This window comes from Azoarcus indigens, assembly GCF_004361735.1.
GTDB lineage: Bacteria > Pseudomonadota > Gammaproteobacteria > Burkholderiales > Rhodocyclaceae > Azoarcus > Azoarcus indigens.
The window spans coordinates 36,270-59,791 of record NZ_SNVV01000011.1 but is presented as its reverse complement, the minus strand read 5'-3'; the positions used below and the strand labels follow the sequence as shown (position 1 = coordinate 59,791).

General features: G+C 68.0%; 20 protein-coding genes and 1 tRNA gene. 7 read left to right on the top strand and 14 right to left on the bottom strand.

Going from position 1 to position 23,522, the window contains the following annotated elements:
• Window positions 1-115 precede the first annotated feature (115 nt).
• Window positions 116-189: transfer RNA gene (locus C7389_RS13630), tRNA-Gly, on the top strand.
• A gap of 122 nt (window positions 190-311) precedes the next feature.
• On the opposite strand, the gene C7389_RS13625 is transcribed toward C7389_RS13630, so the two are convergent.
• The 8 genes from C7389_RS13625 to C7389_RS13590 form a co-directional block, all read right to left on the bottom strand.
• Entirely contained in the window at window positions 312-779 is a 468-nt protein-coding gene (locus C7389_RS13625) for a hypothetical protein (RefSeq protein ID WP_211168302.1), read from the bottom strand.
• A 120-nt stretch (window positions 780-899) separates the two neighbouring features.
• Window positions 900-2,051 (bottom strand): alpha/beta hydrolase family protein, encoded by a 1,152-nt coding sequence (locus C7389_RS13620; RefSeq protein ID WP_211168303.1) that lies wholly within the window; start codon window positions 2,049-2,051, stop codon window positions 900-902.
• Window positions 2,048-2,671, bottom strand: coding sequence for a class I SAM-dependent methyltransferase (locus C7389_RS13615; protein ID WP_133592333.1), 624 nt, complete (start codon window positions 2,669-2,671; stop codon window positions 2,048-2,050). The genes C7389_RS13620 and C7389_RS13615 overlap by 4 nt, the downstream gene beginning before the upstream one ends.
• 110 nt (window positions 2,672-2,781) lie before the next feature.
• The gene (locus C7389_RS13610) at window positions 2,782-3,750 is read right to left on the bottom strand and encodes an SDR family oxidoreductase (protein WP_133592331.1); all 969 of its coding nucleotides are present in this window, start codon (window positions 3,748-3,750) and stop codon (window positions 2,782-2,784) included.
• A 168-nt stretch (window positions 3,751-3,918) separates the two neighbouring features.
• Complete coding sequence (locus C7389_RS13605; protein ID WP_133592329.1) at window positions 3,919-5,439, bottom strand: NTP/NDP exchange transporter; 1,521 nt, start codon at window positions 5,437-5,439, stop codon at window positions 3,919-3,921.
• 59 nt (window positions 5,440-5,498) lie between these two features.
• Window positions 5,499-6,557 (bottom strand): SDR family oxidoreductase, encoded by a 1,059-nt coding sequence (locus C7389_RS13600; protein WP_133592327.1) that lies wholly within the window; start codon window positions 6,555-6,557, stop codon window positions 5,499-5,501.
• A 629-nt stretch (window positions 6,558-7,186) separates the two neighbouring features.
• Window positions 7,187-8,590, bottom strand: coding sequence for an NTP/NDP exchange transporter (locus tag C7389_RS13595; RefSeq protein WP_133592325.1), 1,404 nt, complete (start codon window positions 8,588-8,590; stop codon window positions 7,187-7,189).
• A 49-nt stretch (window positions 8,591-8,639) separates the two neighbouring features.
• Window positions 8,640-9,782 (bottom strand): SDR family oxidoreductase, encoded by a 1,143-nt coding sequence (locus tag C7389_RS13590; RefSeq protein ID WP_211168304.1) that lies wholly within the window; start codon window positions 9,780-9,782, stop codon window positions 8,640-8,642.
• 185 nt (window positions 9,783-9,967) lie between these two features.
• Between C7389_RS13590 and C7389_RS13585 the strand changes: the two genes are divergently transcribed.
• The 3 genes from C7389_RS13585 (at window position 9,968) to C7389_RS13575 (ending at window position 12,891) form a co-directional block, all read left to right on the top strand.
• Window positions 9,968-10,633 (top strand): response regulator transcription factor, encoded by a 666-nt coding sequence (locus tag C7389_RS13585; RefSeq protein WP_133592323.1) that lies wholly within the window; start codon window positions 9,968-9,970, stop codon window positions 10,631-10,633.
• Window positions 10,634-12,034, top strand: a complete 1,401-nt coding sequence (locus C7389_RS13580) for a sensor histidine kinase (protein ID WP_133592321.1) — start codon at window positions 10,634-10,636, stop codon at window positions 12,032-12,034.
• A gap of 245 nt (window positions 12,035-12,279) precedes the next feature.
• Window positions 12,280-12,891 (top strand): TetR/AcrR family transcriptional regulator, encoded by a 612-nt coding sequence (locus C7389_RS13575; RefSeq protein WP_133592319.1) that lies wholly within the window; start codon window positions 12,280-12,282, stop codon window positions 12,889-12,891.
• A gap of 106 nt (window positions 12,892-12,997) precedes the next feature.
• On the opposite strand, the gene C7389_RS13570 is transcribed toward C7389_RS13575, so the two are convergent.
• From C7389_RS13570 to C7389_RS25160, 4 genes are all read right to left on the bottom strand, one after another.
• Window positions 12,998-13,813, bottom strand: a complete 816-nt coding sequence (locus tag C7389_RS13570; RefSeq protein WP_133592317.1) for an NAD-dependent epimerase/dehydratase family protein — start codon at window positions 13,811-13,813, stop codon at window positions 12,998-13,000.
• A complete protein-coding gene (locus tag C7389_RS13565) occupies window positions 13,810-14,271 on the bottom strand; it encodes a MarR family winged helix-turn-helix transcriptional regulator (RefSeq protein WP_133592314.1) in 462 nt (153 codons plus the stop codon). Before C7389_RS13565 ends, C7389_RS13570 begins: the two co-directional genes overlap by 4 nt.
• A 143-nt stretch (window positions 14,272-14,414) precedes the next feature.
• Window positions 14,415-15,446 (bottom strand): AraC family transcriptional regulator, encoded by a 1,032-nt coding sequence (locus C7389_RS13560; protein WP_133592312.1) that lies wholly within the window; start codon window positions 15,444-15,446, stop codon window positions 14,415-14,417.
• 35 nt (window positions 15,447-15,481) lie between these two features.
• Window positions 15,482-15,631 (bottom strand): hypothetical protein, encoded by a 150-nt coding sequence (locus C7389_RS25160; RefSeq protein ID WP_211168305.1) that lies wholly within the window; start codon window positions 15,629-15,631, stop codon window positions 15,482-15,484.
• Between the two features lie 97 nt (window positions 15,632-15,728).
• Here C7389_RS25160 and C7389_RS13555 point away from each other — a divergent pair, with 97 nt between their 5' ends.
• Window positions 15,729-16,790, top strand: a complete 1,062-nt coding sequence (locus C7389_RS13555) for an NmrA family NAD(P)-binding protein (protein WP_211168306.1) — start codon at window positions 15,729-15,731, stop codon at window positions 16,788-16,790.
• 167 nt (window positions 16,791-16,957) lie between these two features.
• On the opposite strand, the gene glyA is transcribed toward C7389_RS13555, so the two are convergent.
• On the bottom strand, window positions 16,958-18,235 hold the full coding sequence (gene glyA / locus C7389_RS13550) for a serine hydroxymethyltransferase (RefSeq protein ID WP_133592308.1): 1,278 nt from the start codon (window positions 18,233-18,235) through the stop codon (window positions 16,958-16,960).
• Between the two features lie 11 nt (window positions 18,236-18,246).
• Window positions 18,247-19,500: a benzoate/H(+) symporter BenE family transporter gene (locus C7389_RS13545; protein WP_133592305.1), complete on the bottom strand. Its 1,254-nt coding sequence runs from the start codon at window positions 19,498-19,500 to the stop codon at window positions 18,247-18,249.
• A 107-nt stretch (window positions 19,501-19,607) separates the two neighbouring features.
• On the opposite strand from C7389_RS13545, the gene pdxR reads away from it, so the two are divergent.
• Window positions 19,608-21,149, top strand: coding sequence for a MocR-like pyridoxine biosynthesis transcription factor PdxR (gene pdxR / locus C7389_RS13540; RefSeq protein WP_133592303.1), 1,542 nt, complete (start codon window positions 19,608-19,610; stop codon window positions 21,147-21,149).
• A gap of 65 nt (window positions 21,150-21,214) precedes the next feature.
• Entirely contained in the window at window positions 21,215-23,401 is a 2,187-nt protein-coding gene (locus C7389_RS13535; RefSeq protein ID WP_133592301.1) for an FUSC family protein, read from the top strand.
• Window positions 23,402-23,522 lie beyond the last annotated feature (121 nt).

Here is a 23,522-nt window from a genome sequence, read left to right as displayed (position 1 = left end):
TCCCCCTGCCGTGCAATCCATGCCAGCGGCGGAGCGCGGCCGCGCCGATTGCGCCCTCCCCTGCCGCCCATTAGAATGACGCCCTTCCTCCGGCAGGCCCTCCGCCTGCCGTCAGGCGGGCGTCGTATAACGGCATTACCTCAGCTTCCCAAGCTGATGACGAGGGTTCGACTCCCTTCGCCCGCTCCACTCCGGCAATCCGGAAAACTCCAGAAATATCCAGCAAGTGCCGCCAGCCGGTGACGCGTGGATTTGCCCACCTCACCCGTCCGCTGGCATCCAGAACGCCAGCCCGCGGCCGACGGGCATCCTCAGCGCGTGAAGAAGGCCGCCAGCGTCAGCGCGAGGAAAATGCTGATGTTGAACTTCGGCTCCCGGTACTCCATGAAGAGGAAGGTGATTGCAAGCCATCCCAGTGCCGCAGCGACCGTCAGGACCAGCACCGGGGTTTGGCTGACCACGTTCATGGCTCGCCACGCCAGGAACAGGCCGAGCAACCCGAAGGCAACCTGTCCCAGGGCGTAGGCGGAATTCAGCCCGTAGTACAAGGCTGTCTCCATGCCGGGCGGGCGCTTCCCGCGCAGGAACTGGGATAAGACGTCGATGACGAAATGAAGAGTCCCACTCAGGGCGAGCCAGCCGTAGGCCGAATAGACAAGGTACTTGTGCACGCTCAGTTCTCCTTTTGGACCGGTAATGGCCCGTTGCCGCATCGCCACGAGGGCGGGCGTAATGAAATCGCGGAAGTCGGTTCGGACGAGGGATCGGTCGAGTCGCATGCCTCTCCCGGAACGGGAGCGCGGGCTCGCCCCCTCGCAACGCACAGCGGCATGCACGGTGCAGGCGGCAGCCCGGACGGCCTTGCACCAGCGGCGGCAGACCCCGGGAGCCCTCGCACCTCAGATGGCCTTGTATTCATCGGGCGCGGCCGCCCGAACGGGCGGAACTGGAATCGCACCGCCGGTGAGCATGATGCGGGGCGCGGCCTCGGGTCTGGGCGGTTGCGCCAGAATGGGCTGCCAGTCCTTCTCCCACCGCAGGAGCGCCGCGCCATCGCGCTCGAAGATCAGGTCGAGAAAGGCCAGGGCGAGATCCGCAGTGGCAAGCTTCACCTTGGCGTTGAGGGACCAGCCGCCGGGAAACAAGCGGTCGGTGAACATGCTGTGGGCGCCGCCCCGGAAGACGGCAAGCAGCTTGTGCGGATGGGCAATCGCATTGAAGATGGCCAGCCTGTCCTCCACCCCGGAGTGATAACCCGGGATCTCGATCACGTCGTCAGTCGCGGTGACATGGAGGGTGGGAACCGCCACATTGCTCATCACCGCCGCCAGATCGGCTTCGCCATAGAACGGCGGCGCGGAGATGACCAGCGCCGCGGAAAAGCGGGAGTCCAGGCAATCGATGGTCCGGCCCTCTCTCACCACTTGCGCGCCCACCGTGAGCAGGGTGGTGTTCGCGCCGTAGGAGTGGCCGGCGGCGACGATGCGCTGGCGGTCCACCATCGCGCCGAGGTCACCCGTTTGAACCGAGAGCATGCGGTCGAGCGCGAAGCGCACATCGGCAGCCCGCGCAATGGCCTCCTGCTCCTGAGCGGCGGCCTGCAATCGGCCGATCACGCCGAACGGGTTGCCCCGCCAGAGCGCTGCATCGCTACCGACATGCTGCACATGCAGGCAGGCAACGCCGCGGGCCGACCAGTGCCTTCCGAGATAGCTGTAGCCCTCCCGGGAGCCGCCGATGCCATGCGAGAACACCACCAGCGGCACGGGTTTTCCGGCCAGGGGCGCTGCAGGCCAGTACAGGCGGGCGGGCACCAGGCGTAAGCGCGCATGGTCAAGCCAGTCGAAATCGCTCACCAGGTAGCGCGGCTCGGCGCACTGCGCCCTGGCTGCCGAATGCGGAACCGCCAACGCCGCCAGCAGCAACATGGCGTTCATCCGCCGGCGTCCCAGGTTGATTTGCGTCTCTGGCGGCCATGTGTTGAGCGGCGTGCCGTCGATCCCGGCGTCACGCCAGCCGGCAGTCGGCGGCCGTTGCGGGAGATCGCTCATGCGACACCCGCGATCAAGCTGCGCCGCTTCAGCTGGAAGGCCTCGGCTGCAGGGGCTTCGGCCTTGCGGGAAATGCGAAAGACGGCCGCGGGAGGGAGGTTCGCCAGCGTTCCGCCGATGTAGCGCGCCCGCAGCCCGAATCGTTCAAGGATGGCGCGGGGCACCGGGCAACGGGGGCCGTAGGTGAACTGATAGAAGGCGCCGCCAGGGCGGAGGTGCGAGAACGCCCCCCTCAGGATGCGTGCAAGCTGCAAAGGCGGCATCAGCAGCAAGGGCAGCCCGCTGACCACGGCGCCGCCCCTTTCTCCGCCGAACAGTTCCACCTCCCGGAGCCGGGCCGCATCCATGCAGAGGACGCTCGCAGCCGGAAATGCCTCTCGCAAACGCCGCGCGAAGCCTGGGTCGAACTCGACAACGGCAAGTTTCTCCTCCGGAATGCCCTTCTCGAGCAGCCGTCGGGTGAACACCCCCGTACCCGCACCCAGCTCGATTATGGGCGCATCGCGGGGGGAAAGATCACTCGTGATCAGCGCGGCGAGCGCCTTGCTGGAGGGGGCGATTGCGGCGACACGCACCGGCGCGCTGACCCAGTTGCGTAGAAAACCAAGTTGCTCGTTCATCGGGCATGAGATCCGTTCAGCAGGAAGGGAGGCCGCCACCCTCGGCACGGAGCGCTTATTGAAGGGGGAAACGGCTCGGGGGAAGTCGTGAAAAACGGTCAGCTGGCGGATCAAGCAGGACTTGTGGCCCGGATGGCGCCAAGGCTCGCGTCCTGGCTCCGGCCCATGGGAAAAGACACGCCGGTCAGCCGTTCCGACGCGGTCCACAGCCTTGCGGCGCTGCCGATGTCCAGCGCCGGCGGAGGGGCTTTGGCAACTGCGGGGTAGCCTCGCGTTTCGCTGAGCCTGTTCGGGCCATAGTAGGCACCGCCTTGCGCTTGCGGCGAGGTCGCCGCATAGAGCGTCGGCAATGCCCCCTGCGCGGCCGGCTGGAACAGGAACCACAGGTAGCGACGCGCCATCCCTTGAATGCTCCGCGCGCCGGCCCCATTGGGCAGCAGGTCGGTGCGCGCCACCCCCGGATGGGCCGCGATGCTCTGGATGCCCCAGCCGGCCGCGTCGCAGCGTCGTTGCAACTCCAGCGCGAACATCAAGCAGGCCAGTTTTGACTGGGCATAGGCAGCCATAGGCAGATAGCCGCGCTCGGACTGCAAGTCGTCGAAGTTGATCGCCCCGCTGCGCGCGGCGATGCTGGAAAGCGTGACGACCCGCGGCTGGCTGGCTGCACGCAGCAGCGGCAGCAATTCGGCGGTCAAGGCAAAGTGGCCCAGGTGATTGGTGCCGAACTGCAACTCGAATCCGTCGGCAGTCAGCTGCCGCGCCGGAGGCGTCATCACACCCGCGTTGTTGATCAGCAGATCGAGGCCCTCCACGCAGGCGCGCAGCCGCTTGCCGAAAGCCGCAATCGAATCCAGCCTCGCCAGATCCAGCGCCTCGAAGTCCACTTTCGCGCCGGGAACGCTTTGACGGATCTGATTGACCGCGATCGCCCCCCTGGCCGGACTTCGACCGGCGATGATGACCCGGGCCCCGGCACGGGCCAGCGCCAGCGCATCTTCGAGTCCAAGGCCGCCAGTGCCGGTGACGACCGCGGTACGGCCACGCTGAGAGGGGATATCGGCTGCTGTCCAGGGGGGCATGATAGGGATCCTGTTCGAGGTTAAACTTGCATTAAGAGCACTAAAATTTGCACTTAGTGCAAAACATGATGCACCATTTTTCCGTCCGTCACCAGACGTCCGGGTGTCTGAATGCAAACCCGCGGGTGCGGGCTCCGCGCCTCCGCGACTGGCGGGAGCCCGCCGCGGTCAAGGACTCGATCCATGTGGGCGTGCCCCCAGCCGGGTGCCAGGCAACTCACGCCTTGCAGGAGGCGGGTGAGCCTGCGGCGGATCTCCGTCATGCACTCTCGCTGGCCCGCCAGCCCCTGTCGCATTGCCTGCCGGAGCGCCACTCGAGCGCCGGACGCCGCGGCGGGAGTCGGCCGGGCGGGGGGCGTGCAGAACCTGCGGCATCGCCCGCCGGGACTGCGCGCGCCCCAGCCACAGGGCGAGCACCATCCAGACCAAAGCCAGCGGCAGGACCACGCTGACCAGGCTCCCCATCGCCAGCCCGAGCCGTCCCAGCGCGCCCTCGGTCTGCGCGCCGGCGACGTCACCTGCGCGATAGACGAAGGTGTCGATGAAGGCCTTGGCCTTGTACTTGTCCTCGCGGTCGACCACGGTGAACAGCGTCTCGCGCGCCGGCTGGGCGATGGCACGCTGTACCGCCCGGGTAAGAGCCTCCAGCAGCACCAGCACGGCGAAGGAGCCGAAGGTGGCAAGCCCGATGAAGCCCAGCGCGGTCGCGGCCGGCAGGATCGCCAGCGCGACGCCCAGGCCGAAGCGTTTGATGATCCGTCCAGCCAGGGTGAGCTGCAGCACCAGCACCACGACATGCGTCCACATGTCTATCCTTCCCAGCATGGCCGCCCGCGCGTCGACCCCGTCGGCGATCCCGGCCACCGTCTGCAGGCGGGTGAAATACACCAAGGTCACCATCACCGCCGTCAGCATCACATAAGCCGCGACGCCGCCCAGGTAGGCAGAGCGGAACACCGAGTGGATGCCAGCCCAGGCGCTGCCACCGATGCGCGCCGTCTCCTCCGCGCGCGGCGACGCGGCGGCGCCAGAGCCAGTGCCTGTTGTGCTGCGGTCGGGCGTGATCCACAGCAGCGCCCATGCCGACGACATGGCCAGCAGCAGAAAGCTGCCGGCGACCAGCAGCAGGCTGGCCGTGCCCAGCGATTCGGCCAGTTCCGACGTGAGCCAGGGGCCGAAGATGGCGCCGGCCGTGCCGCCGATCGAGATCAGGCCGAAGAAGCGCTTGCCCTGCTCGCTGGTGAAGCGCTCGGCCAGCAGCGCCCAGAACACCATCGTGGCGAACAGGTTGAACACGTTGAACCAGATGTAGAACACCTGGCTGCTGGCCTGGCTCACCATGCCGGGTGCGTACTCCATCAGGCCCCAGAAGCCCGCCAGGCTCAGCACCAGGGAGCCGTATGTCGCGCCGATGAGCTGCCGCCGCCGAAGGCGGCTGACCAGCCATCCAAACAGCGGATTCACCGCCAGCGTCGCCACCGCGGTCACAAGGATCAGGCCACGCACGCTCTCGATCCCGCGCTCCAGCCCCAGCGCATCGCGTGCGGGCCGCAGCACCATCAGCGCGCTCAACACGAAGAAGAAGAACAGTGCCGCGACCAGCACCGGTGCGATCTCGTCGCGACGAATGTTGAACACCAGTTCCCACGGGCGCGGGCGGTGTGCATCTGGCATGGTGGTCAAACTCATGAGGGATTCCTGGCCGCCTCGACGTCAGCGAAGCGGACAGGGGATGGACTGCGATCTGCTCAGCGGCCGGGCACGGGGAAGCGCGTACCGGTGATCTCTTCAGTGATCGCCCACAGGCGTGCAGCGGCCGCGGCGTCGCTGGCCAGCGGTGGCACGGTTGCCAGGCCGAGCGGCCCGGCGACCTCGTTCGGACCGGTCGGACCGTAGTAGCTGCCGCCCCGCGCGTCAGCTGCGGTAGCGGCATACAAGGTGGGGATGGCGCCTTGGGCGGCCGTCTGCAGGTTGGGGCGCATGGCAGACCATTGGCGCCCCTGTTCGCTGTCCAGGCCGGGGCCGCGCGCAACCAGTTCGGTCACCGCGATGCCGGGGTGGGCGGCCAGGCTCTGGAGACCCCAGCCTGCGCTGTCGCTGCGCCGCTGCAGTTCAAGGGCGAACATCAGGCACGCCAGCTTCGACTGGGCGTAGACCACATTGGGCTCATATGCCTGCTCGAACTGGAGATCGTCGAAGTTGATCCGGCCGCGCCGCGCGGCGACGCTCGACAGCGTCACCACGCGCGGAGAGTCGCTCCTGCGCAACAGCGGCAACAGCTCCGCGGTGAGGACGAAGTGGCCAAGATAATTGGTGGCGAACTGCATCTCGAAGCCGTCGGCGGAAGTGCCGCGTTCCGGCGTGGCCATGATCGCCGCGTTGTTGATCAAGCCGTCGAGCCGGGGCAGCGTGCCGCTGAGGCGCTGGCTCAGCGCACGGACCGAGGACAGATCGGCCAGATCGACATGCTCGAACTGCACCTTGGCGTGCGGCACTTCCTGCCTGATGCGCTCGATCGCTTCCTGTCCCCGCTGCGGATTGCGCGCGGCGATGACCACCTGGGCGCCGGCGGCAGCCAGGGCCTTCGCATCCTCGAACCCCATGCCGCTGGTCCCGCCGGTGACCAGGAAGACGCGCCCCTTCTGGGAAGGCATGTCGGTCAGGCCCCAATCGGGTTTAGGCGCGCTTTGCGCCCGTGCGCCGCCTGCGGCAAAAGCGCAGGCCAACAGCACCCCGAAGGCGGCAATGCGGTTTCGCCATCCGGCGCGGGCGGCCCGCGTGTTTCCCATTTGCTGTTCGTTCATCATCTTTCGGCTCCCGTGCTTGCTTGGAGAGGTACATCGAGAATCGGGAACACCTGCTCATTCCTGGCGCCTGCCAGCGCCATTGAGTGCTCCATTCCTGCGGCTGGGCGAAGCCCGGGCACGCCCGAGGGAGGCGGCTGAACATCGCAACCGAGCCGGCTAGCCTGTTCAGAGAGAAGCGCCAACCGTCTCTCGGCATCACCGGCAGCAGAAGCGGCATGGCCGTAGCGAGCCGCCACGATGAGGGGAACGACGACATGCCATGCATCGCTCTTGGCCTGGTCCGCCAGCGCTTTGGTCGCGCTTGCCTGCTCCGTCTGCTCAGCGAGTTGAGCGCAAGACAACGCTCCGAACTCCGTTTCGGCCACCGTGCTCTCCGGGATATGGGCGCACGCGCCCAGGAACACCGGGGCGACAAGTGCCGCCACCAGCCTGGCCGAATACCTGGATGGCCTGGCCTCGCCGATGGGCCCGGCCAGGCCTCCCGGCGCTTGCCGGTGGGGCCGGCCACGGTCCATCTCCCCGGCCGTTGCCGTGGCAGGGCGTGCCAGGCGGGTGAATGTGCGTATGGGTATGTCCACTTTGCATCCTCATCGTCATGCGTTGATCGGCGCGCCGACAGGCCGTGCTGCTCATGCGCGGGAAGTGGTGTGCTGGATTGCGGATGGTTCGGCGAGCTCGCCCCTCACATCCGGGGGAAGAGGCGCCATCTCGGCCGGCGACGGCGTCACTCGCCGCGCTTGCGCGCGCCCGAGCCACAGGCCGAGCGCAGCCCAGGCCAGCGCCAGCGGTATGAGCACGCCGACCAGTCCGCCCATGGCCAGCCCCAGGCGTCCGAGCGCGCCTTCGGTCTGCGCCCCGATGACATCACCGGTGCGGTACATGAAGGTGTCGACGAAGGCCTTGGCCTTGTACTTCTCCTCACGGCTGACCACGGTGAACAGCGCTTCCCGCGCCGGCCGGGTAATGCCCCGCTGCAGCGCACGGGTGGTGGCCTCGAGCAGGATGAGCACGACGAAGGAGCCGTAGATCGCCAGCCCGATGAAGCCGAGCGCGGTGGCCACCGGCAGGATCGCCAATGCCACGCCGAGGCCGAAGCGCTGGATGATCTTCCCGGTCAGGGTGAGCTGCAGGAGCAGCACCGCGACCTGGGTCCACATGTCGATGCTGCCCAGGATCGCCGCACGCGCATCCATGCTCCCGGCCACGGCGGCCACCATCTGCAGGCGGGTGAAGTAGATGAAGGTTGCCAGCACCGTCATCAACAGGATGTAGCCGGCGATGGCGGCCAGGTAGCGCGAGCGGAACACCGCGCGCAGGCCCGCCCAGGCGCTGCCGCCGATGCGTTCGGCCTCAGTCGCGGCCCCGCCCGCGGTGGCGGCCACGCCGGGGCCGGCCCGATCGGCTGCCGTGCGCACGAGCAGCCAGGCGGCGGCCAGGGCCAGCAGCAGGAAGCCACCGGCAAGCAGCAGCAGATTCGGCGTGCCCAGCGGCTGCGCGAGTCGCGAGGTGAGCCAGGGCCCGAAGATCGCGCCCAGCGTGCCGCCTACCGAGATCAGGGCGAAGAAGCGCTTGCCCTGGTCACTGGTGAAGCGATCGGCCAGCAGTGCCCAGAACACCATGGTCACGAACAGGTTGAACACGCTGAACCAGACGTAGAACACCTGGCCGCTGCCCCGGCCGACCGCGCCAGGCGCGAACGTCAGCAGCGCCCAGAAGCCCACCAGGCTGAGCACGAAGAAGCCGTATGTCGCTGCGATGAACTGCAAGCGCTTGAAGCGGCCGACCAACCACCCGAACAGGGGATTCACCGCCAGCGTCACGACCGCGGTGCCGATGAACAACCAGCGGATGTTCTCGATCCCGCGCTCCATGCCCAGCGCGTCTCGCGCCGGCCTCAGCAGCATCAGGGCGGTCAGCACCAAGAAGAAGAACAGCGCCGCGATCAGGACCGGCCCGACCTCCTCGCGGCGGAGGTTGAGCAGCGCCTGCAGCAGGCGCGGGCGGCGTGGCGCCGCCTTAGTGGCTTGTCTCATGGGAAGAAGGCCCTGGTGTGGAGCACGCCGTACAAGCGCGCGTTGATGTTCATTCGGCGCCGCGCGACGGGAAGCGGGTGGCGCCGAGCTCCTCGCTGACGCGCCACAGCCGGGCAGCCGCCCCGTCATCCGTCGCGGCAAGGGGCACGCTGGCAAGGCCGAGCGCGCCTCGCGCTTCCAGAAGACCGGTGGGCCCGTAGTAGGCACCCCCCGCGGCCTCCTGCGCAGTGGCGGCATACAGCGTCGGCACCGCGCCTTGCGCAGCCGTCTGGAAAAAGCGCCACAGCGGCGTGCTGCGGCCTTGCGAAGGCAGCAGGTTGGTATGTGCAAGCCCCGGATGGGACGCGATGCTCTTCAGGCCCCAGCCAGCCGCATCGCTGCGCCGCTGCAGCTCGAAAGCGAACATCAGGCACGCCAGCTTCGACTGCTGGTAGGCAGCCTCCGCATCCCAAGCCTGCGCAAACTGCAGATCCTCGAAGTGGATGGCTCCCCGCTGCGCACCGATACTGGACAGCGTGACCACGCGTGGCGCCTCGGCCCGCCGCAACAAGGGCAGCACTTCCGCCGTCAGGACGAAGTGCCCCAAGTAGTTGATGGCGAACTGCGTCTCGAACCCTTGGGCCGACGTACCCCGCTGCGGCGGCTGCATGATGGCCGCGTTGTTGATCAATCCGTCCAGGCGGGGCAGGGTGGCCTTGAGCCGCTCGGCCAGCGCCCGGACCGAGGCGAGATCGGCCAGGTCCAGCGCTTCGAACTGCACATGGGCGTCGGGTGTTTCCTGCCGGATGCTCGCAAGTGCCTCCTGCCCTCGCTCAGGATTGCGCGCCGCGATCACCACCTGCGCACCTGCGGCTGCCAACGCCTTGGCGCTCTCGTAACCGATACCACTCGTCCCCCCGGTGATCAGGAAGATGCGCCCCTGCTGGGAAGGCATGTCGGCCAAGGCCCAGTCTGGCTTGGGTCGTACCGCGCCCACCGAAGCGCCGCCGGCGCACGCGGAAAGCAACAGCGCGCCGACGATGGCGAGGGAGACTCTCCACCGGGTGCGCGTCGGGTGCGTGCCGACGGTGGGGATCGCTCTGTCGGCGACGAGCACCGCATGGACCCGCCGCCTAGGCAGGCCGGAAGCGGTCCGGCTGGTCATGTTGCGGTCCCCATCGGGAGCAGGAAAGGAGGAAAGCGTCGAGGGCATGGAATCACGCCGGAGGAGTTGTTGCGGGTAATGCAGTGTTTTCCGGCGCGATTAAAATCGGTTTAAGCCGATCGACGCGCAGACGTCGCGCCGGATTGGGGCTCCGTTTGGAGCGCAGGACTTAATCCGGTATTAATGTCGGCGATGCACGATTGCCGATCACCATTTCCCCCACGCGCCCTGCCATGGATGCGATCCTTCTCGTCGAAGACGACCACATGCTCGGTCAGGCGCTGACCGCCGCCCTCGGCCAGGAAGGGTGGCACGTCGTTCATTGCGAAGACGCGGGAGCCGCCCGGCTGGCGCTGGTCGACCACGCCTTCGTCGCGGTCCTGCTCGACCTCGGCCTGCCCGGCGGCTCCGGCCTCGAGGTGCTGACGGCGATGCGCAGTCATTACGATCCGACGCCGGTCCTGATCATCACCGCGCGTGACCAGCTCAGCGATCGCGTCCGCGGCCTCGACGCCGGCGCGGACGACTACATCGTCAAGCCGTTCCAGCGCGACGAGATGCTGGCCCGACTGCGCGCGGTGCTGCGCCGCAGCCGCGGAGCGGTGACGCCGGTGCTGCGCTGGCGCGACGTCGAGATCGACCCCGCGGCGCGCACGGTGAGCCGTGGCGGCCAGCGGATCGCGCTGAGCGCGATCGAGTTCCGCCTGCTGGTATCGCTGTTCCAGTCTCGCCGCCGGGTGCTCAATCGCGACCAGCTGCAGGACCGCCTCTATGGCAGCGACACGGAGATCGGCAGCAACACCATCGCGGTCTACGTACACCAGCTACGACGCAAGCTCGGCGACGACGTCATCGTGACCGAGGTCGGCTACGGTTACCGCGCCGGGGATGAAGACTGAATGCGCGCGCTACGCACACGGCTGCTGATCGCACTGGCGGCGGTACTGCTCACCGCCTGGAGCGGCTGGTTCGCGATCCAGTACCGGGACATGATGGCGCGGCAGGACGGCGAGGCCAACGGCATGTTGCGCAGCATTGCCGAGCAGTTGCTGCTGTCGCTGCCTTCCGACATTGCGACGGCGGGCCAGCAGCGGCAGTTCGTGCTGGACCGCGAGACGAAGCCAGTAAACGGCAAGTTCGCCGCCCTGGGCTTCCAGGTCTGGGAACACGGCACCCAACGCCGGCTGGTGTCGTCGCGGCCGGCACCGGAACATGCGATGGTGCCGGATTTCGCCGACGGCTTCTCGCAGACGACCATCGCCGGCGTGCCTTGGCGCGTGTTCGCGATCAGCGACACCCAGCACCGGGTGCAGGTGCAGACCGGCGTGCCGGAGGCTGCCCTGCGCGCGGAGTTGAAGCGCTGGTTCAACGCCAGCCTGCTGACCGCGGTGTCCCTGCTGTTGGGCATCGGCATCGCGATCTGGGCGGTGATCCACTGGTCGCTGCGACCCGTGCTGCAGATCAGCGAGTCGCTCGCGACACGGGCGCCGCTCGATCTTGCGCCGCTGCCGGAACGCGGGCTGCCGGACGAATTCACCCCCCTGGTGCGTGCGTTCAACCAGTTGATGGCGCGGCTGGCACAAGCGCTCCAGCACGAGCGCGAATTCCTCGGCGAGGCTGCGCACGAGCTGCGTACCCCGCTGGCCGCGCTGCTGGCTCAAGCGCAGGTGCTGCAGCACGCGGGCGACCGCGACGAAGCGCGCGAAGCACTCGAGCACCTCATCGCCGGAATAGAACGCACCTCGCGCCTGGCGCAGCAACTACTCGACGCCGCCCGGGTGGATGCCGGCGGCGCCGCCACGCGCGCCGAGGACATCGATCTGGCGCTGGTCGTGGGGATGGTGGCTGACGAGTTCGAACTGGTCGCCCTCCGTGGCGGCCAGTCGATCGAACTCGATGCGGAGCAGGCGCCCGTGCATGGCGACATCGACGACCTCGGGATCCTGGTCCGCAACCTGCTCGACAACGCGCTGCGCCACGGGCACGCAGGCACACGCGTGCGGCTGACGACCCGGCTCGAGCGCGCGGGAAAGACGCGGATGGCGACCCTGATCGTTGCCGACGACGGTCCGGGCATTCCGGACGGCGAGAACGAGCGGGTTTTCGAACGTTTCTACCGCGCCGGCAATGGCCACCGTTCGCAAGGCATCGGCATGGGCCTGTCGCTGGTCGAACGGGTGGTCGCCTCGCATGGCGGACAACTGCGCTGCGGCGCCGGACTCGACGGCCGCGGCTTCGGCGTCGAGATTCGCCTGCCGGCCGCGGCGGGGAGCGCGCCCCAGCCTGAGCGCATCCAGTAACAGCCGGGAGGAGGGCGCCACCGGCTCCGGAGCGGATGGCGCAATCACGCTCCGCCGCCTGAGCGCCGGACGCCGCGCCACGGCGCCGGGAGGCGTCGCCGGGCCGGGCCTCGCGCTTTGCCGCGCGCAGCAAAGGAAGGTAAGCTCGGTGCATGATCAAACGCACTTAGTCTCGTATCCATTGCACTTGATGCAAGGGGTGCAGCGGGTGCGCTTAGTGCAATTGCGCAGCGAGCCATTCAGGAATGCTGGAAATCCCTCCCCCCGCGGCCCTTGCGCCGGCAGAAAGCGTGCGCGAGCGCAAGCGCCGCGAGACCCGGCGGCGCATCGCCGAAGTTGGCCAGCGCCTGTTCCTCGCCAAGGGTTACGACGGCACGACGCTGGACGAGATCGCAGCGGCGGCAGGTATCTCTCGCCGCAGCTTTTTCTCCTACTTCAAGTCGAAAGACGACGTCATGGTGTTCTGGATGGAGACCGGTTCGGCCAGCCTGATCGCCGACCTGTTGAAGACATCGCCCGACGTACCGCCCCTCGATGCCGTTCGCGATCTCATGGTGAAACACATCGCGAGCAATACGACCGAGCAGATGACCGCCATCGACAATCTCATGCTGTCGAGCGAATCGCTGCTTGCCCGCAAGCAAGCTTACTACGCGGAACAGGAGCGGATGCTCTTCAGCGCCTTGTGCGAGGTCTGGCGGCAACCCGAGCGCCGCGGGGCGCTGCGGATGGTCGCCATGGTGTCCATCGGCGCAATGAAAATCGCGCTTCAGGCCTGGCGGGAACAGACCGGCAAGCGAAAACCGGCGGCCCAGTTCCTGCGGGATGCGTTCGATAGTCTGAAATCCGCGCTTTGACCGTGCGCCAGGATCGCATCCGGGTCGAAGGGGGGGCGGGCAGTCATGGCTTCCCTTTTCCGCCGCGGAGCCCGATTGCACGGCCCGCGCCCGGCACGGCGAGGGCTCACAGCAGGTTTTCCTCGGCCGCCTGATAGACGCTTCTTACGCTGGGCCGGAAGCCAAGACGACGGGCCAACGCTCCGCTGACATGAAGATGCCAGGGATTTTCCAGCGGTTCGGACGAAGGCTCCATCGTTGCGCCGACCAGTTCGGCCAGTTCGTAAAGTGAGGTCGGCGCTTCATCGGTAATGTTGACGATGTGGCCGTCCATCGCACCGGACAGGGCGAGCTCCATGGCCACGGCAATGTCGCGATGATGAATCATGCTCATTGTTTTCGCGGGATGGAATTGGGCCTGGGCCGCAAGCCCGGGGAGCTTCTCCAAGTGACCATCCTGGTCACCGTAAACGAAGCCGAAGCGCAGGATCGACCAGTTCAGCCCGCTTTCACGCAGTTCCTTTTCGGCCGCGATCTTGCTGGCCGGGTAAGCCTGCTTCGGGTCAGTTGCATCATCCTCACGACCGGGGTGCGGACTGTCCATGTCATACACATTGGTGGTGCTCGCCATGATGAAACGTGCCTCTGGCGCATGTGCCTTCGCCGCAGCGATCAGCGCGCGTGTTCCATCGAGATTGCTCTTCCAGATCATCTCCATGTCCGGGCTGCGGAAGACCGCCGCGAGATGGATGATGGCCGAGACGTTGTGAACCGCCGGGACAAGGGATGCAGGCTCAAGCAGGTCGCCTTCCACGGCAGTCACCCCAGCGGGCACGGCCTTCCCGGCGCGCATGAGCGCCCGGCAATCCCTGCCGGCGTCCACGAGACGGGGCAGAAGCCGCGCACCCACGAGACCGCTGGCGCCAGTGATCAAGATCGTCATACGTCAGCCCCTTTCTGCAGAAGATTTTCCAGCCGCCCGGTTGCTGTCTGGAGCACCCTGACGGCGGTGGCGATGTCGGCCGCGTCAATGCCATCGAATGCCGCCTCACGAATGAAGGTGAGATCGGGCAGTTCGCCCCACAGCTTCGTACCCGCAGCCGTCAATTGGAGGAGTTTCTGCCGTTGATCGGTTCGGTCCGGCACCTGGTCCACAAGGCCCTTGCGTAGAAGCGTGGCCACGATCCCGCTCATCGTCGCCCGTTCGATCTGGAGCCTTTCCACCAGATCGCGCTGCCTGGTCGGGCCCTCGTGTGCCAGCTGGTACAGCACATACCACTGGGTGGAGCCGAGATCGAAAGGACGTAGTGCCGAATCCATGACGGCACGGCCCGCGAAGTAACACCGCTTCGTCCAGAGCCCCACTGCGTCACGCCCCGATTCCACCTGCCGACTGCTCATCGTGGATGCTCCTCAAAATCGCGTTGGTACCTAACAATTTTCGATAGGTACCAAACTATCTGTCAAGGAAAATCTGCGGAACCGGACCTTGGGAAAGCCCTCGTCAGGATCTCGACCTCCAGCGGGAGGCGCGTCCCACCCGGTCAGCCGGCATGGGGAGGGGTCATCCCGGCGGCGCAGGCCCGACACTCGTCCTGACCACCGAGCGCAGCCGACGAAGCTGGGCTGGGTTCATCGGGACGGGTGGGCCGGCCGTTCGCAGCAAGCATCCGGCGCCGGCCATACTGCCGCGGCGACACGCCCATGACCCGCTTGAACGCCATGCTGAACGCGCTTTCCGATTCGTAGCCGAGAGACAGCGCAATGGCAGAAACGGAATCGCGGCTGTTCTCCAGCCTGTCTCCCGCCAGCAGCATGCGCCAGCGCCTCACGTACTCCATGGGTGAGCTGCCTATCGTCGCCCTGAACTTCTCGGCGAAGGCCGAGCGCGACATGCAGGCGCGCCCGGCCAGTGCCTGCAGGGTCCAGGGATGGGCCGGATCGGCATGAACCGCGCCGATGGCCGGCCCCAGGTGCTTGTCCGCAACTCCAAAAAGCCATCCGGCACCGTTCATTCCCGCTTCTTTCACATGCAGCCTGAGCGCCTGCACCAGCATCATGTGGGCAAGATGTTGGGCAATCAGGAAACCGCCGGGTTCGGGGTCGCGCAGCTCCTGCATCATCCGCTCCACCGACCAGCGCATCGCCGCTTGTTCCGTGGCATTGCGGATGTGCACGATGGGCGGCAGCAGGCCCATCAGCATGTCGGCATGGCCTCCGCTGACGCCGAAGCGGCTGCCGACGAGCAGGCAGCTACCCCCACCGTTGATCGTGACGACCGCGCCGGGGCGGGGGGGCGGAAAGTAATTGCGGGCAGGCTCCGGAGGCAGCGCCATGTCGCTTGCCAGCCGGAACGGGCGTCCGCTCGGCAACACGAAGCAATCGCCCTTCTCCAGATGCGCGGCGCCGGAAACCCCATCGACCGCCAGCCAGCATCCGCCAGACACCACCGCATAACACTTGATGAGCTTGTCCTGATCCGGGAACTGGATCGACCAGTCCCGGCCGGCATCCACGCCGGCGGAAACGTAGCTGCGCGGTTTCAGCAGCGAGAGTAGGTCTGAAAGCGGATCCATGGCCTTTTCTGGAGGATTGCAGAGCTAAGCCGACTCTATCGCACCGGCCGGACAGCGGGCGGCCTCGACGGGATGCGGATGCCGGCGACCGCGGCCCGATACGGCACCCGCATCGCCGGGCTCACGGTCGCCGGATCGGAGTCGATCACCTCGGCCTTGAAGCCCTCACCTTTCTGGACGATCAACGAGATATTGCGGACTGATCAGCATGGATCGTACAGGCATGCCTTCCTATCCTTTTGTCCACGGCCGGAAAGCGGTCGGCTAACCAGGAGATGGAAGGTGGACAGCAAGGACTTGCGCTGCAATGAGCATGATGCGGATACCCGGGATGCGCCGGATGGATGGCGGCGCCGCTTTCTCGGCAGCCTTGCGCTGGGTACTGGCGCCGGCGTGGCCGGAAGCCTGGGCCTGGGCGTGGCAGGGCTTGCGCATGCCGCGACACCGCCGGCCGGCGCCCGGATCGTGGTGACCGCGCCGACGGGCAACATCGGTGCTCAGCTGCTGACAAACCTGCTGGCCAGCGGCGCAACGATTCGCGTGATCGCGCGCGATCCCTCGCAGCTGACCGCACAAGTGCGGGCACGGGTGGAAGTCGTGCAGGGATCGCATGGCGACGCCAGTGTCGTCGACCGGGCCTTCGAGGGCGCCGACAGCGTGTTCTGGCTTTGCCCGCCCGATCCTGGCGCCAAGAGCGTCATGGCCGCCTATGTGGACTTCACCCGGCCGGCCTGCGAGGCGATCAAGCGGCACGGTGTGCGCCGCGTGGTCGGCATCACCGCGCTGGGCCGCGGCACGCCGATGGCGGCGAACGCCGGGCATGTCACCGCCTCGCTGGCAATGGACGACCTGATCGCGGAAACGGGCGTGGCCTTCCGCGCCCTGACCCTGCCTTCGTTCATGGACAACATCGCCCGGCAGGCCGCCCCGATCCGCGACCAGGGCATGTTCTTCCTGCCGATCGACGGCGACCGCAAACTGCCGGCGGTCGCCAGCTGCGACATCGCATCCGTCGCCGCCGGACTACTGCTAGACCCGTCCTGGGACGACAGCGGAGAGCGGCCCGCACTCGGCCCGGAGGACCTGTCCTTCAACGACATGGCGCGCATCATGTCGGAAGTCCTCGGCAAACCCGTGCGCTATCGGCAGATCACGCTCGAAGCCTACAAAGCCGGCTTCGTCCAGCGCGGCATGTCGGACGCCATGGCCCAGGGCATGACCGACATGGCGAGGGCCAAGAACGAAGGTCTCGACAATGCCGTACAGCGCACGCCCGGGAACAGTACGCCGACCCACTTCAGGCAGTGGTGCGAGGAGGCATTGAAGCCGCGGGTCCTCGGCTAGCGAAGCGGACCGCAGACACCAGCGCGGGCGGCCAAGAACGCACCCGGCCTGGCGTTCGGCCAGCGGCTCGATGCGCCATCGTTTTCGACGGAGCGCTGCGAAAAAACTGCGCGCTCGGGGCAGAGCCTTTCCGGCAGCCCTGCCCGCGGCCGGACCTGAGGTCTGCGTCAAGACGGGCGGTACACCGGATGGCGGCGGCACAACCCGGCTACCTGTTCCCGCACCCGGTCGCGCACGATCCGCAGCGCACCGCCGCCAGCCTCCAGGCTGTCCAGCACATCGCAGAGCCAGCCGGCGAGCCGCTCGCAGTCGTCCGCCCCGAAGCCGCGCGTGGTCACGGCCGGGGTGCCGATGCGCAGCCCGGAGGTGATGAAGGGCGAACGCGGATCGTTGGGCACCGAGTTCTTGTTCGCGGTGATGTGGGCCTCCCGCAGGGCGGCATCCGCCTCCTTGCCGGTGTAGGGCCGGGCGGACAGGTCGATCAGCATCAGGTGGTTATCGGTGCCGCCGGAAACGATGCGGTAACCCCGCCGCTGGATGACCGCGGCCATCGCCCGGGCGTTGGCCACCACCTGGCGCTGGTAGGCCTTGAACTCCGGCTGCAGGGCCTCCTTGAAGGCAAGCGCCTTGGCGGCGACGAGATGCATCAGCGGCCCGCCCTGGACGCCGGGGAACACCGCGGCGTCCAGCTTCCGGTAGAAGGCCTCGTCCTGCCCCCGGGCGAGGATGATGCCGCCGCGCGGGCCGCGCAGGGTCTTGTGGGTGGTGCTGGTCACCACATGGGCGTAGGGCAGGGGATCCGGGTATACGCCCGCCGCCACCAGCCCGGCGACGTGCGCCATATCCACCCAGAAGAGGGCGCCCACCTTGTCGGCGATGGCGCGCATGCGGGCCCAGTCCTTGTGGCGGGAGTAGGCGGAGAAACCGCCGATCAGCATCCTTGGCCGGCTCGCCAGCGCGATCCGTTCCATCTCGTCGTAGTCGATCAGCCCGGTATCCGGGTCCAGCCCGTAAGGCACGATGCGGTAATGCCGGCCGGAGAAGTTGGACGGGCTGCCGTGGGTCAGGTGGCCGCCCTGCGCCAGGCTCATGCCCATCACCGTATCGCCCGGCGTGGTCAGAGCCAGGAAGACCGCAGCGTTGGCCTGGGCGCCGGCATGCGGCTGGACGTTGGCGTAGTCGCAGTCGAACAGCGTCTTGAGCCGCGCGACGGCCAGGCGCTCGGCCACGTCCACATGCTCGCAGCCGCTGTAGTAGCGCCTGCCGGGATAGCCCTCGGCGTACTTGTTGGTGAACACCGAGTTCTGCATCGCCATCACCAGCGGGCTGGCGTAGTTCTCCGAGGCGATCAACTCGACATGCTCCTCCTGGCGGCGTTCTTCGAGCCAGAGGGCGGCGGCCAGTTCCGGGTCGAAGCCGGCCAGGGTCAGCGAAGCGTCGTACATGGCATGCGTCCTCAAGCTCTTTTGCCGAGCGCCGGGCTGCGCAGGGAAACGGCGGCATCCCCCGCCGCCGGCGCCTGCCGCGGCAGGCGCCCGTTGAGCACCGCATGGGCGACGAGCCCGGTCAGCAGGCCCCAGAACGCGCCGCCTATGCCCAGCAGGGTGATGTTGGCGGAGGCAGCCAGGAAGGTGATCAGCGCCGCCTCGCGGGTCCGGGCATCGGCCAGCGCGCTGGCGAGGCTGCCGCCTATGGTGCCCAGCAGCGCCAGGCCCGCCAGCGTGGTGATGAAGGTGGCCGGGAAAGCCATGAAGATCGCCGCCAGCGTCACCCCGAACACACCCACCAGCACGTAGAACACGCCTGCGGCAATACCGGCGATCCAGCGCCTGGAGGGGTCTTCGTGGGCCTCGCGGCCGGTACAGATGGCGGCGGTGATGGCGGCGATGTTGAAGGCATGCGAACCGAAGGGCGCCATCAGCAGCGAGCCCAGCCCGGTGAGGGTCACGATGGGGTTGGCGCTGGTCTTGAAGCCGTCGTTGCGCAGCACCAGCATGCCGGGCATGTACTGGCCGGTCAGGGTGATGAGGAACAGCGGCAGAGCCACGCTCAGCAAGGCATTGAGCGAGAACGCCGGCATCGTGAATACCGGTGCGGCCAGTTCCAGGCCGAGCCCGGACAGGTCCACCCGCTGCTGCAGCAACAGCATGGCCAGCCCCAGCACCAGGATGCCCACCACCGCGTAACGCGCAGCCACCCGCTTGAGCGCCACATAGGCGACGATCAGCACACCCACCAGCAGCGGATCGACGCTCATGCCGCCGAAGGCGCCAATGCCGAACTGGAGCAGGATGCCGGCCAGCAGCCCGGCCGCCACGCCGGGCGGGATCAAGCGGATGACGCGCTCGAAGCAGCCCGACAAGCCCAGCACCACGAAGGCCGCCGCCGAGATCAGGTAGGCGCCCACCGCTTCCGCGTAGGAGGTGGTGGCCAGCGCGGTGACGAGGAAGGCCGCCGCCGGCGTGGACCAGGCGGTGATGATGGGCTCGCGGGCAGCCCAGCTCAGGATGATGCCGGTCACGCCCACGCCGATGGAGATGGACCACACCCAGGAGGCAGTCAGCTCGGGGCTGAGCCCCGCCACTTTGGCGGCCTGGAACACCAGGATGAAGGTGCCACCGTAATTGACGATGACCGAGATCAGCCCGGCGACCACCGGATGGGTGAAATCGCTGGGGTGGAAGGCTGAGCGGGGTGCGGATGAGGACATGGCCTGCCTGGCTCCTTCGGAATGTGTCCGGTTTGGCTCGAAGGCCTTTTTATAGCCTTAGAATGGCCTGATTGATCCCGCCATTTCTGCGATGGAATACCAGCCAATTGTTCAAACATGCCCAGCTCGAATCGGTCAAAGCCTGGCTCGGTGATCCCAAGCACCAGGCCCTGCCGCTGCATGCGCGCATCCAGCGCGCGATCCGCCAGCTGATCCTGGACGGCACCCTGGAGGCCGGCAGGCCGCTGCCGGCCTCGCGCGCGCTGGCGAAGTCCCTGGGCGTATCGCGCGATACCGTCGAATCGGCCTACAGCCAGCTGCATGTGGAGGGATTCATCGCCCGCCGCGTCGGCAGCGGCAGCTTCGTCTCGGACCAGGTACAGCGCCTGCCGCGCCGCCGCCCGCCGCAAGGCCAGGCCGCGCACGCCGCCGCCCCGCGCCTCAGCCAGCGCGGCGCCGCCATCTTCGAAGGCGGCGGCGTGCGCGAAGCCTTGGTGCCGCGCCCCTTTGCCCCGGGCGTGCCGGAAACCCGCGGTTTTCCGCTGCAGACCTGGGAGCGCCTCGAACGACAGGCGCTGAAGGAGCATGGCAGCAGAGCGCTCACCCACAGCCATCCTCAAGGCATGGAAGCGCTGCGGCAGGCGATTGCGGACTACGTCAATCTGGAGCGCGGCGCCCGCGCCACGGCGGACCGGGTGCTGGTGCTGACGAGCACCCAGCAGGCGCTGACGTTGTGTGCCACCGTGCTGCTGGACGCCGGCGAGCGCATCTTCATCGAAGACCCGGTCTACCACGGCGCCCGCAAGGCCTTCGAGGCGGCCGGGCTGGAGTGCGTGCCGGTACCGGTGGATGGCCAGGGCATGCGGGTGGAACAGCTGCATGCGGCAACGCAGGCCGCGCGGGCGGTGTTCCTCACGCCCTCGCACCAGTTCCCGACCGGGGCAACGCTGGCGCTGGACAGGCGCCTCTCCGCCATAGAGTGGGCGCAACGCCACCAGGCCTGGATCATCGAAGACGACTACGACAGCGAGTTCCACTACGCCGGCAAGCCGATGGCCTGCGTGCAGGGACTGGACGCGCATGAGCGCACCCTCTACATCGGAACCTTCACCAAGTCCCTGTTCCCCGGCCTGCGGCTGGGCTACATGGTGCTGCCACCACAGCTCGTGGCGCCGATGACGGCGGCGCGCACCCTGCTGGACGGCCACAGCGCCTCCATCCCGCAGCTGACGCTGGCCCGCTTCATGGAGGGCGGCCATTTCGGTGCCCATGTGCGCGCGATGCGCGGCATCTATGCCGAACGCCGGGATGCGCTGGCGCGGCTGGTGCGTACCCACCTGGCCGCCTTCGTCGAACCCAGGGTGCCGGTGGGCGGCATGCAGATGCCTTGCGTGCTGCTGCGGGACATCCCGGAGCGCGCTGCCATCGACACCGCCCGGCGCGCGGGGATAGACCTCCTCGGCCTCACCGCCCTGCATGCCTCGGCCGGACAGGAAGCGGGTTTCCTGCTGGGCTTCGCCGCCTATGCCGCCGACGAGATGGAAGTGGCCATCAGGAAGCTCGCCCAGGTGTTCCAGGGGCTGCAAGGCCGCCAGGGTCCGCCGGAGCTTCAAGTCCCAGCCGGACCGAAACAGCGCGGCTCCAACTGACGTGGCCGCACATGCCACCGCGGAACCGGTTAGGCTAGCGCCACCGAACGCCCCAAGAGCGCCTCATGCATCCCCTGCCCATCGCGCGCTGGAGCCGCGCCGCGCTGCGCATCGCAGCCAGCTACTACGTCACCAACGGTTTTTCCGCCGCCTTTGGCCTGCTGCTGATCTCGGGTGCCATCCACCTCATCGTCGGCCCCTTCGCCGCCGCCTCCGCCTCGGTGGGCGTCATGGTGTGCATTCCGCCGGACCAGGCGGCACCCAAGCGTGGCAAGTTCTGGCACCTGCTGCCGGCGGCGCTGATCGGGCTGCCGCTGTTCATCTGCACCCAGCTGCTGCATGCCACGCCGCTGCAACTGGGCCTGCTGCTGGTGCCGGCCACCTTCCTCGCCTTCCTCGGCGCCGCCTGGGGCAAGCGCGGCCTGCCCATCGCCATTTCGGCGATGTTCGCCATGGTGTTCTCGATGGCGGTGCCACCGCATGCCACCGGCGGCGTCCTGGTGAGCAGCCTCTACTTCGCGCTCGGCGCGGCGCTGTACCTGGTCTACGCCACGCTGGCCAACGCCCTGCTCAACGGCCGCTACCGCAGCCAGATGCTGGCCGACACCCTGCTGGCGCTGGCCAGCCTGATGCGCACCCAGGCACAGCAGTTTTCCACGGTGGACGGCTCCCCCGAGCGCACGCCGCTGGCCGGGCTGTCGATCAAGCAGCAGGCGGCGCTGGCCGACCAGCTGCAGATGGCGCGCGACCTGCTGCTGGAGTCGCCGCGTACCCGCCAGCGCCAGCGCCTGGCCGGCATGCTGATGCAGGTGCTGGAGATGCGCGACCACTTGCTCGCCAGCGAGCTGGACATCGACATGCTGCGCGCCCAGCCTGGCCATCCGCCCATCTTCTCCACCCTGCGCGAGGTGATGGAAGCGCTGGCGGAAGAGGTGGAGCGGCTGGCGGACGCACTGCTGCTGGGACGCAAGCCAGAAGTCTTCCCCAGCCACCGCGAACAGCTCGCCACCCTGCACTGGGACGAGAACGCCATCCCCGCCGACGGCAGCGACAGCTCGCCGGCGATGCTGGCGCGCGGGCTGGCCAGCCGGGTGCGCAACATCGACGAGGAAACCCTGCGGCTGATCGCGCTGGCCCGCGGCGAGGCCGAGCCGGACCTGGAAGTGGTGCGCGCCGCCTGGCAGATGTTCGTCAGCCCCACCAGCTGGTCGTGGCGGCCGCTGCTGGCGCTGTGGCGCTGGGATGCGCCGCCGCTGCGCCACGCCATCCGCGCCGCCCTCGCCATCGGCAGCGCCTACCTGCTGTCGCTGGTGCTGCCCTGGGGCTCGCACGACTATTGGATCCTGCTGACCATCGTGGTGGTGCTGCGCGGCAGCCTGGCGCAGACGCTGGAGCGGCGCAACAGCCGGGTCGCCGGCACGCTGCTCGGCTGCGTGCTGGCCGGCGCGCTGCTCGCCGCCCACCTGCCGCTGGCGGCGATGCTGCTGGTGACCATGCTGGCGCAGGCCATCGCCCACGCCTTCGCCATCCAGCGCTACCTGGTGACGGCGGTAGCCGCCACCGTGCTCGGCCTGGTGCAGGCGCACATGCTGAACGCCGGCGTCAGCCCCACGTTCGACGTGCTGGAACGGATGGCCGACACCCTGATAGGCGCCGGCATCGCCTGGGCCTTCAGCTACGTCCTGCCCTCCTGGGAGCGCACCCAGATTCCGGCGCTGGTGGCGCGCACGCTGAAGGCGCAGAAGCGCCACGCCCGCGTCGCCCTCGGCCTTACCCAGCTGGAGGCGGTGGACAACCAGCCGGAGCTGGAATGGCGGCTGGCGCGGCGCGAGGTGTATGACAGCCTTTCCGCGCTGGTGCAGGCCACCCAGCGCGCCCTCTCCGAACCGCGCGCGGTGCAGCCACCGCTGCTGCCGCTGGACCGCATGTTGAGCAACAGCTACCAGCTGCTGGCCCAGCTCACCGCGGTGAAAGGCATCCTGCTGCGCCGCCGCGGCCGCTTCGTGCCGGAACAGATCCTGGCGCCGCTGGCGCAGACCGCCGGGCGCATCGAACAGACGCTGGACGCCGTCCAGCCTGCCGACCCGGCGCTGCCCGCCCCTGCCGCCACCGCGCCGCTGGCCCTGCCCGATCCCTTCGACAGCGACCTCAGCCCCTGGCTGCTGCGCCGGCTGGACCTGGCCGAGGCGCTAGCCGCGCGGGTGCGGGAGGATGCGGAGCAGGTGCTGCACGCTCCCGCCTCCCGCGGCTGACCCGGCCCCCACGGCGGCGGCAGGCCGCGTCCCTGGCCATTGCCGCCCCGCGGCCGCCTTCGCCTGACCCCGGAGATCGCGCCCCGCTTTGACCCTTTTGGCGGCATGCCTATAAAGTCTT

What these genes read in the sequence shown, in the direction of transcription:
- C7389_RS13535 (WP_133592301.1), top strand. Translation starts at nt 21,215, where the DNA reads ATGCATCCCCTGCCCATCGCGCGCTGGAGCCGCGCCGCGCTGCGCATC.
- C7389_RS13590 (WP_211168304.1), bottom strand. Translation starts at nt 9,782, where the DNA reads ATGCCCTCGACGCTTTCCTCCTTTCCTGCTCCCGATGGGGACCGCAAC.
- C7389_RS13565 (WP_133592314.1), bottom strand. Translation starts at nt 14,271, where the DNA reads ATGAGCAGTCGGCAGGTGGAATCGGGGCGTGACGCAGTGGGGCTCTGG.
- C7389_RS13560 (WP_133592312.1), bottom strand. Translation starts at nt 15,446, where the DNA reads ATGGATCCGCTTTCAGACCTACTCTCGCTGCTGAAACCGCGCAGCTAC.
- C7389_RS13595 (WP_133592325.1), bottom strand. Translation starts at nt 8,590, where the DNA reads ATGAGACAAGCCACTAAGGCGGCGCCACGCCGCCCGCGCCTGCTGCAG.
- C7389_RS13585 (WP_133592323.1), top strand. Translation starts at nt 9,968, where the DNA reads ATGGATGCGATCCTTCTCGTCGAAGACGACCACATGCTCGGTCAGGCG.
- C7389_RS13605 (WP_133592329.1), bottom strand. Translation starts at nt 5,439, where the DNA reads ATGAGTTTGACCACCATGCCAGATGCACACCGCCCGCGCCCGTGGGAA.
- C7389_RS13620 (WP_211168303.1), bottom strand. Translation starts at nt 2,051, where the DNA reads ATGAGCGATCTCCCGCAACGGCCGCCGACTGCCGGCTGGCGTGACGCC.
- C7389_RS13610 (WP_133592331.1), bottom strand. Translation starts at nt 3,750, where the DNA reads ATGCCCCCCTGGACAGCAGCCGATATCCCCTCTCAGCGTGGCCGTACC.
- C7389_RS13570 (WP_133592317.1), bottom strand. Translation starts at nt 13,813, where the DNA reads ATGACGATCTTGATCACTGGCGCCAGCGGTCTCGTGGGTGCGCGGCTT.
- C7389_RS13625 (WP_211168302.1), bottom strand. Translation starts at nt 779, where the DNA reads ATGCGACTCGACCGATCCCTCGTCCGAACCGACTTCCGCGATTTCATT.
- C7389_RS13575 (WP_133592319.1), top strand. Translation starts at nt 12,280, where the DNA reads ATGCTGGAAATCCCTCCCCCCGCGGCCCTTGCGCCGGCAGAAAGCGTG.
- C7389_RS13545 (WP_133592305.1), bottom strand. Translation starts at nt 19,500, where the DNA reads ATGTCCTCATCCGCACCCCGCTCAGCCTTCCACCCCAGCGATTTCACC.
- glyA (WP_133592308.1), bottom strand. Translation starts at nt 18,235, where the DNA reads ATGTACGACGCTTCGCTGACCCTGGCCGGCTTCGACCCGGAACTGGCC.
- C7389_RS13615 (WP_133592333.1), bottom strand. Translation starts at nt 2,671, where the DNA reads ATGAACGAGCAACTTGGTTTTCTACGCAACTGGGTCAGCGCGCCGGTG.
- C7389_RS13580 (WP_133592321.1), top strand. Translation starts at nt 10,634, where the DNA reads ATGCGCGCGCTACGCACACGGCTGCTGATCGCACTGGCGGCGGTACTG.
- C7389_RS13600 (WP_133592327.1), bottom strand. Translation starts at nt 6,557, where the DNA reads ATGATGAACGAACAGCAAATGGGAAACACGCGGGCCGCCCGCGCCGGA.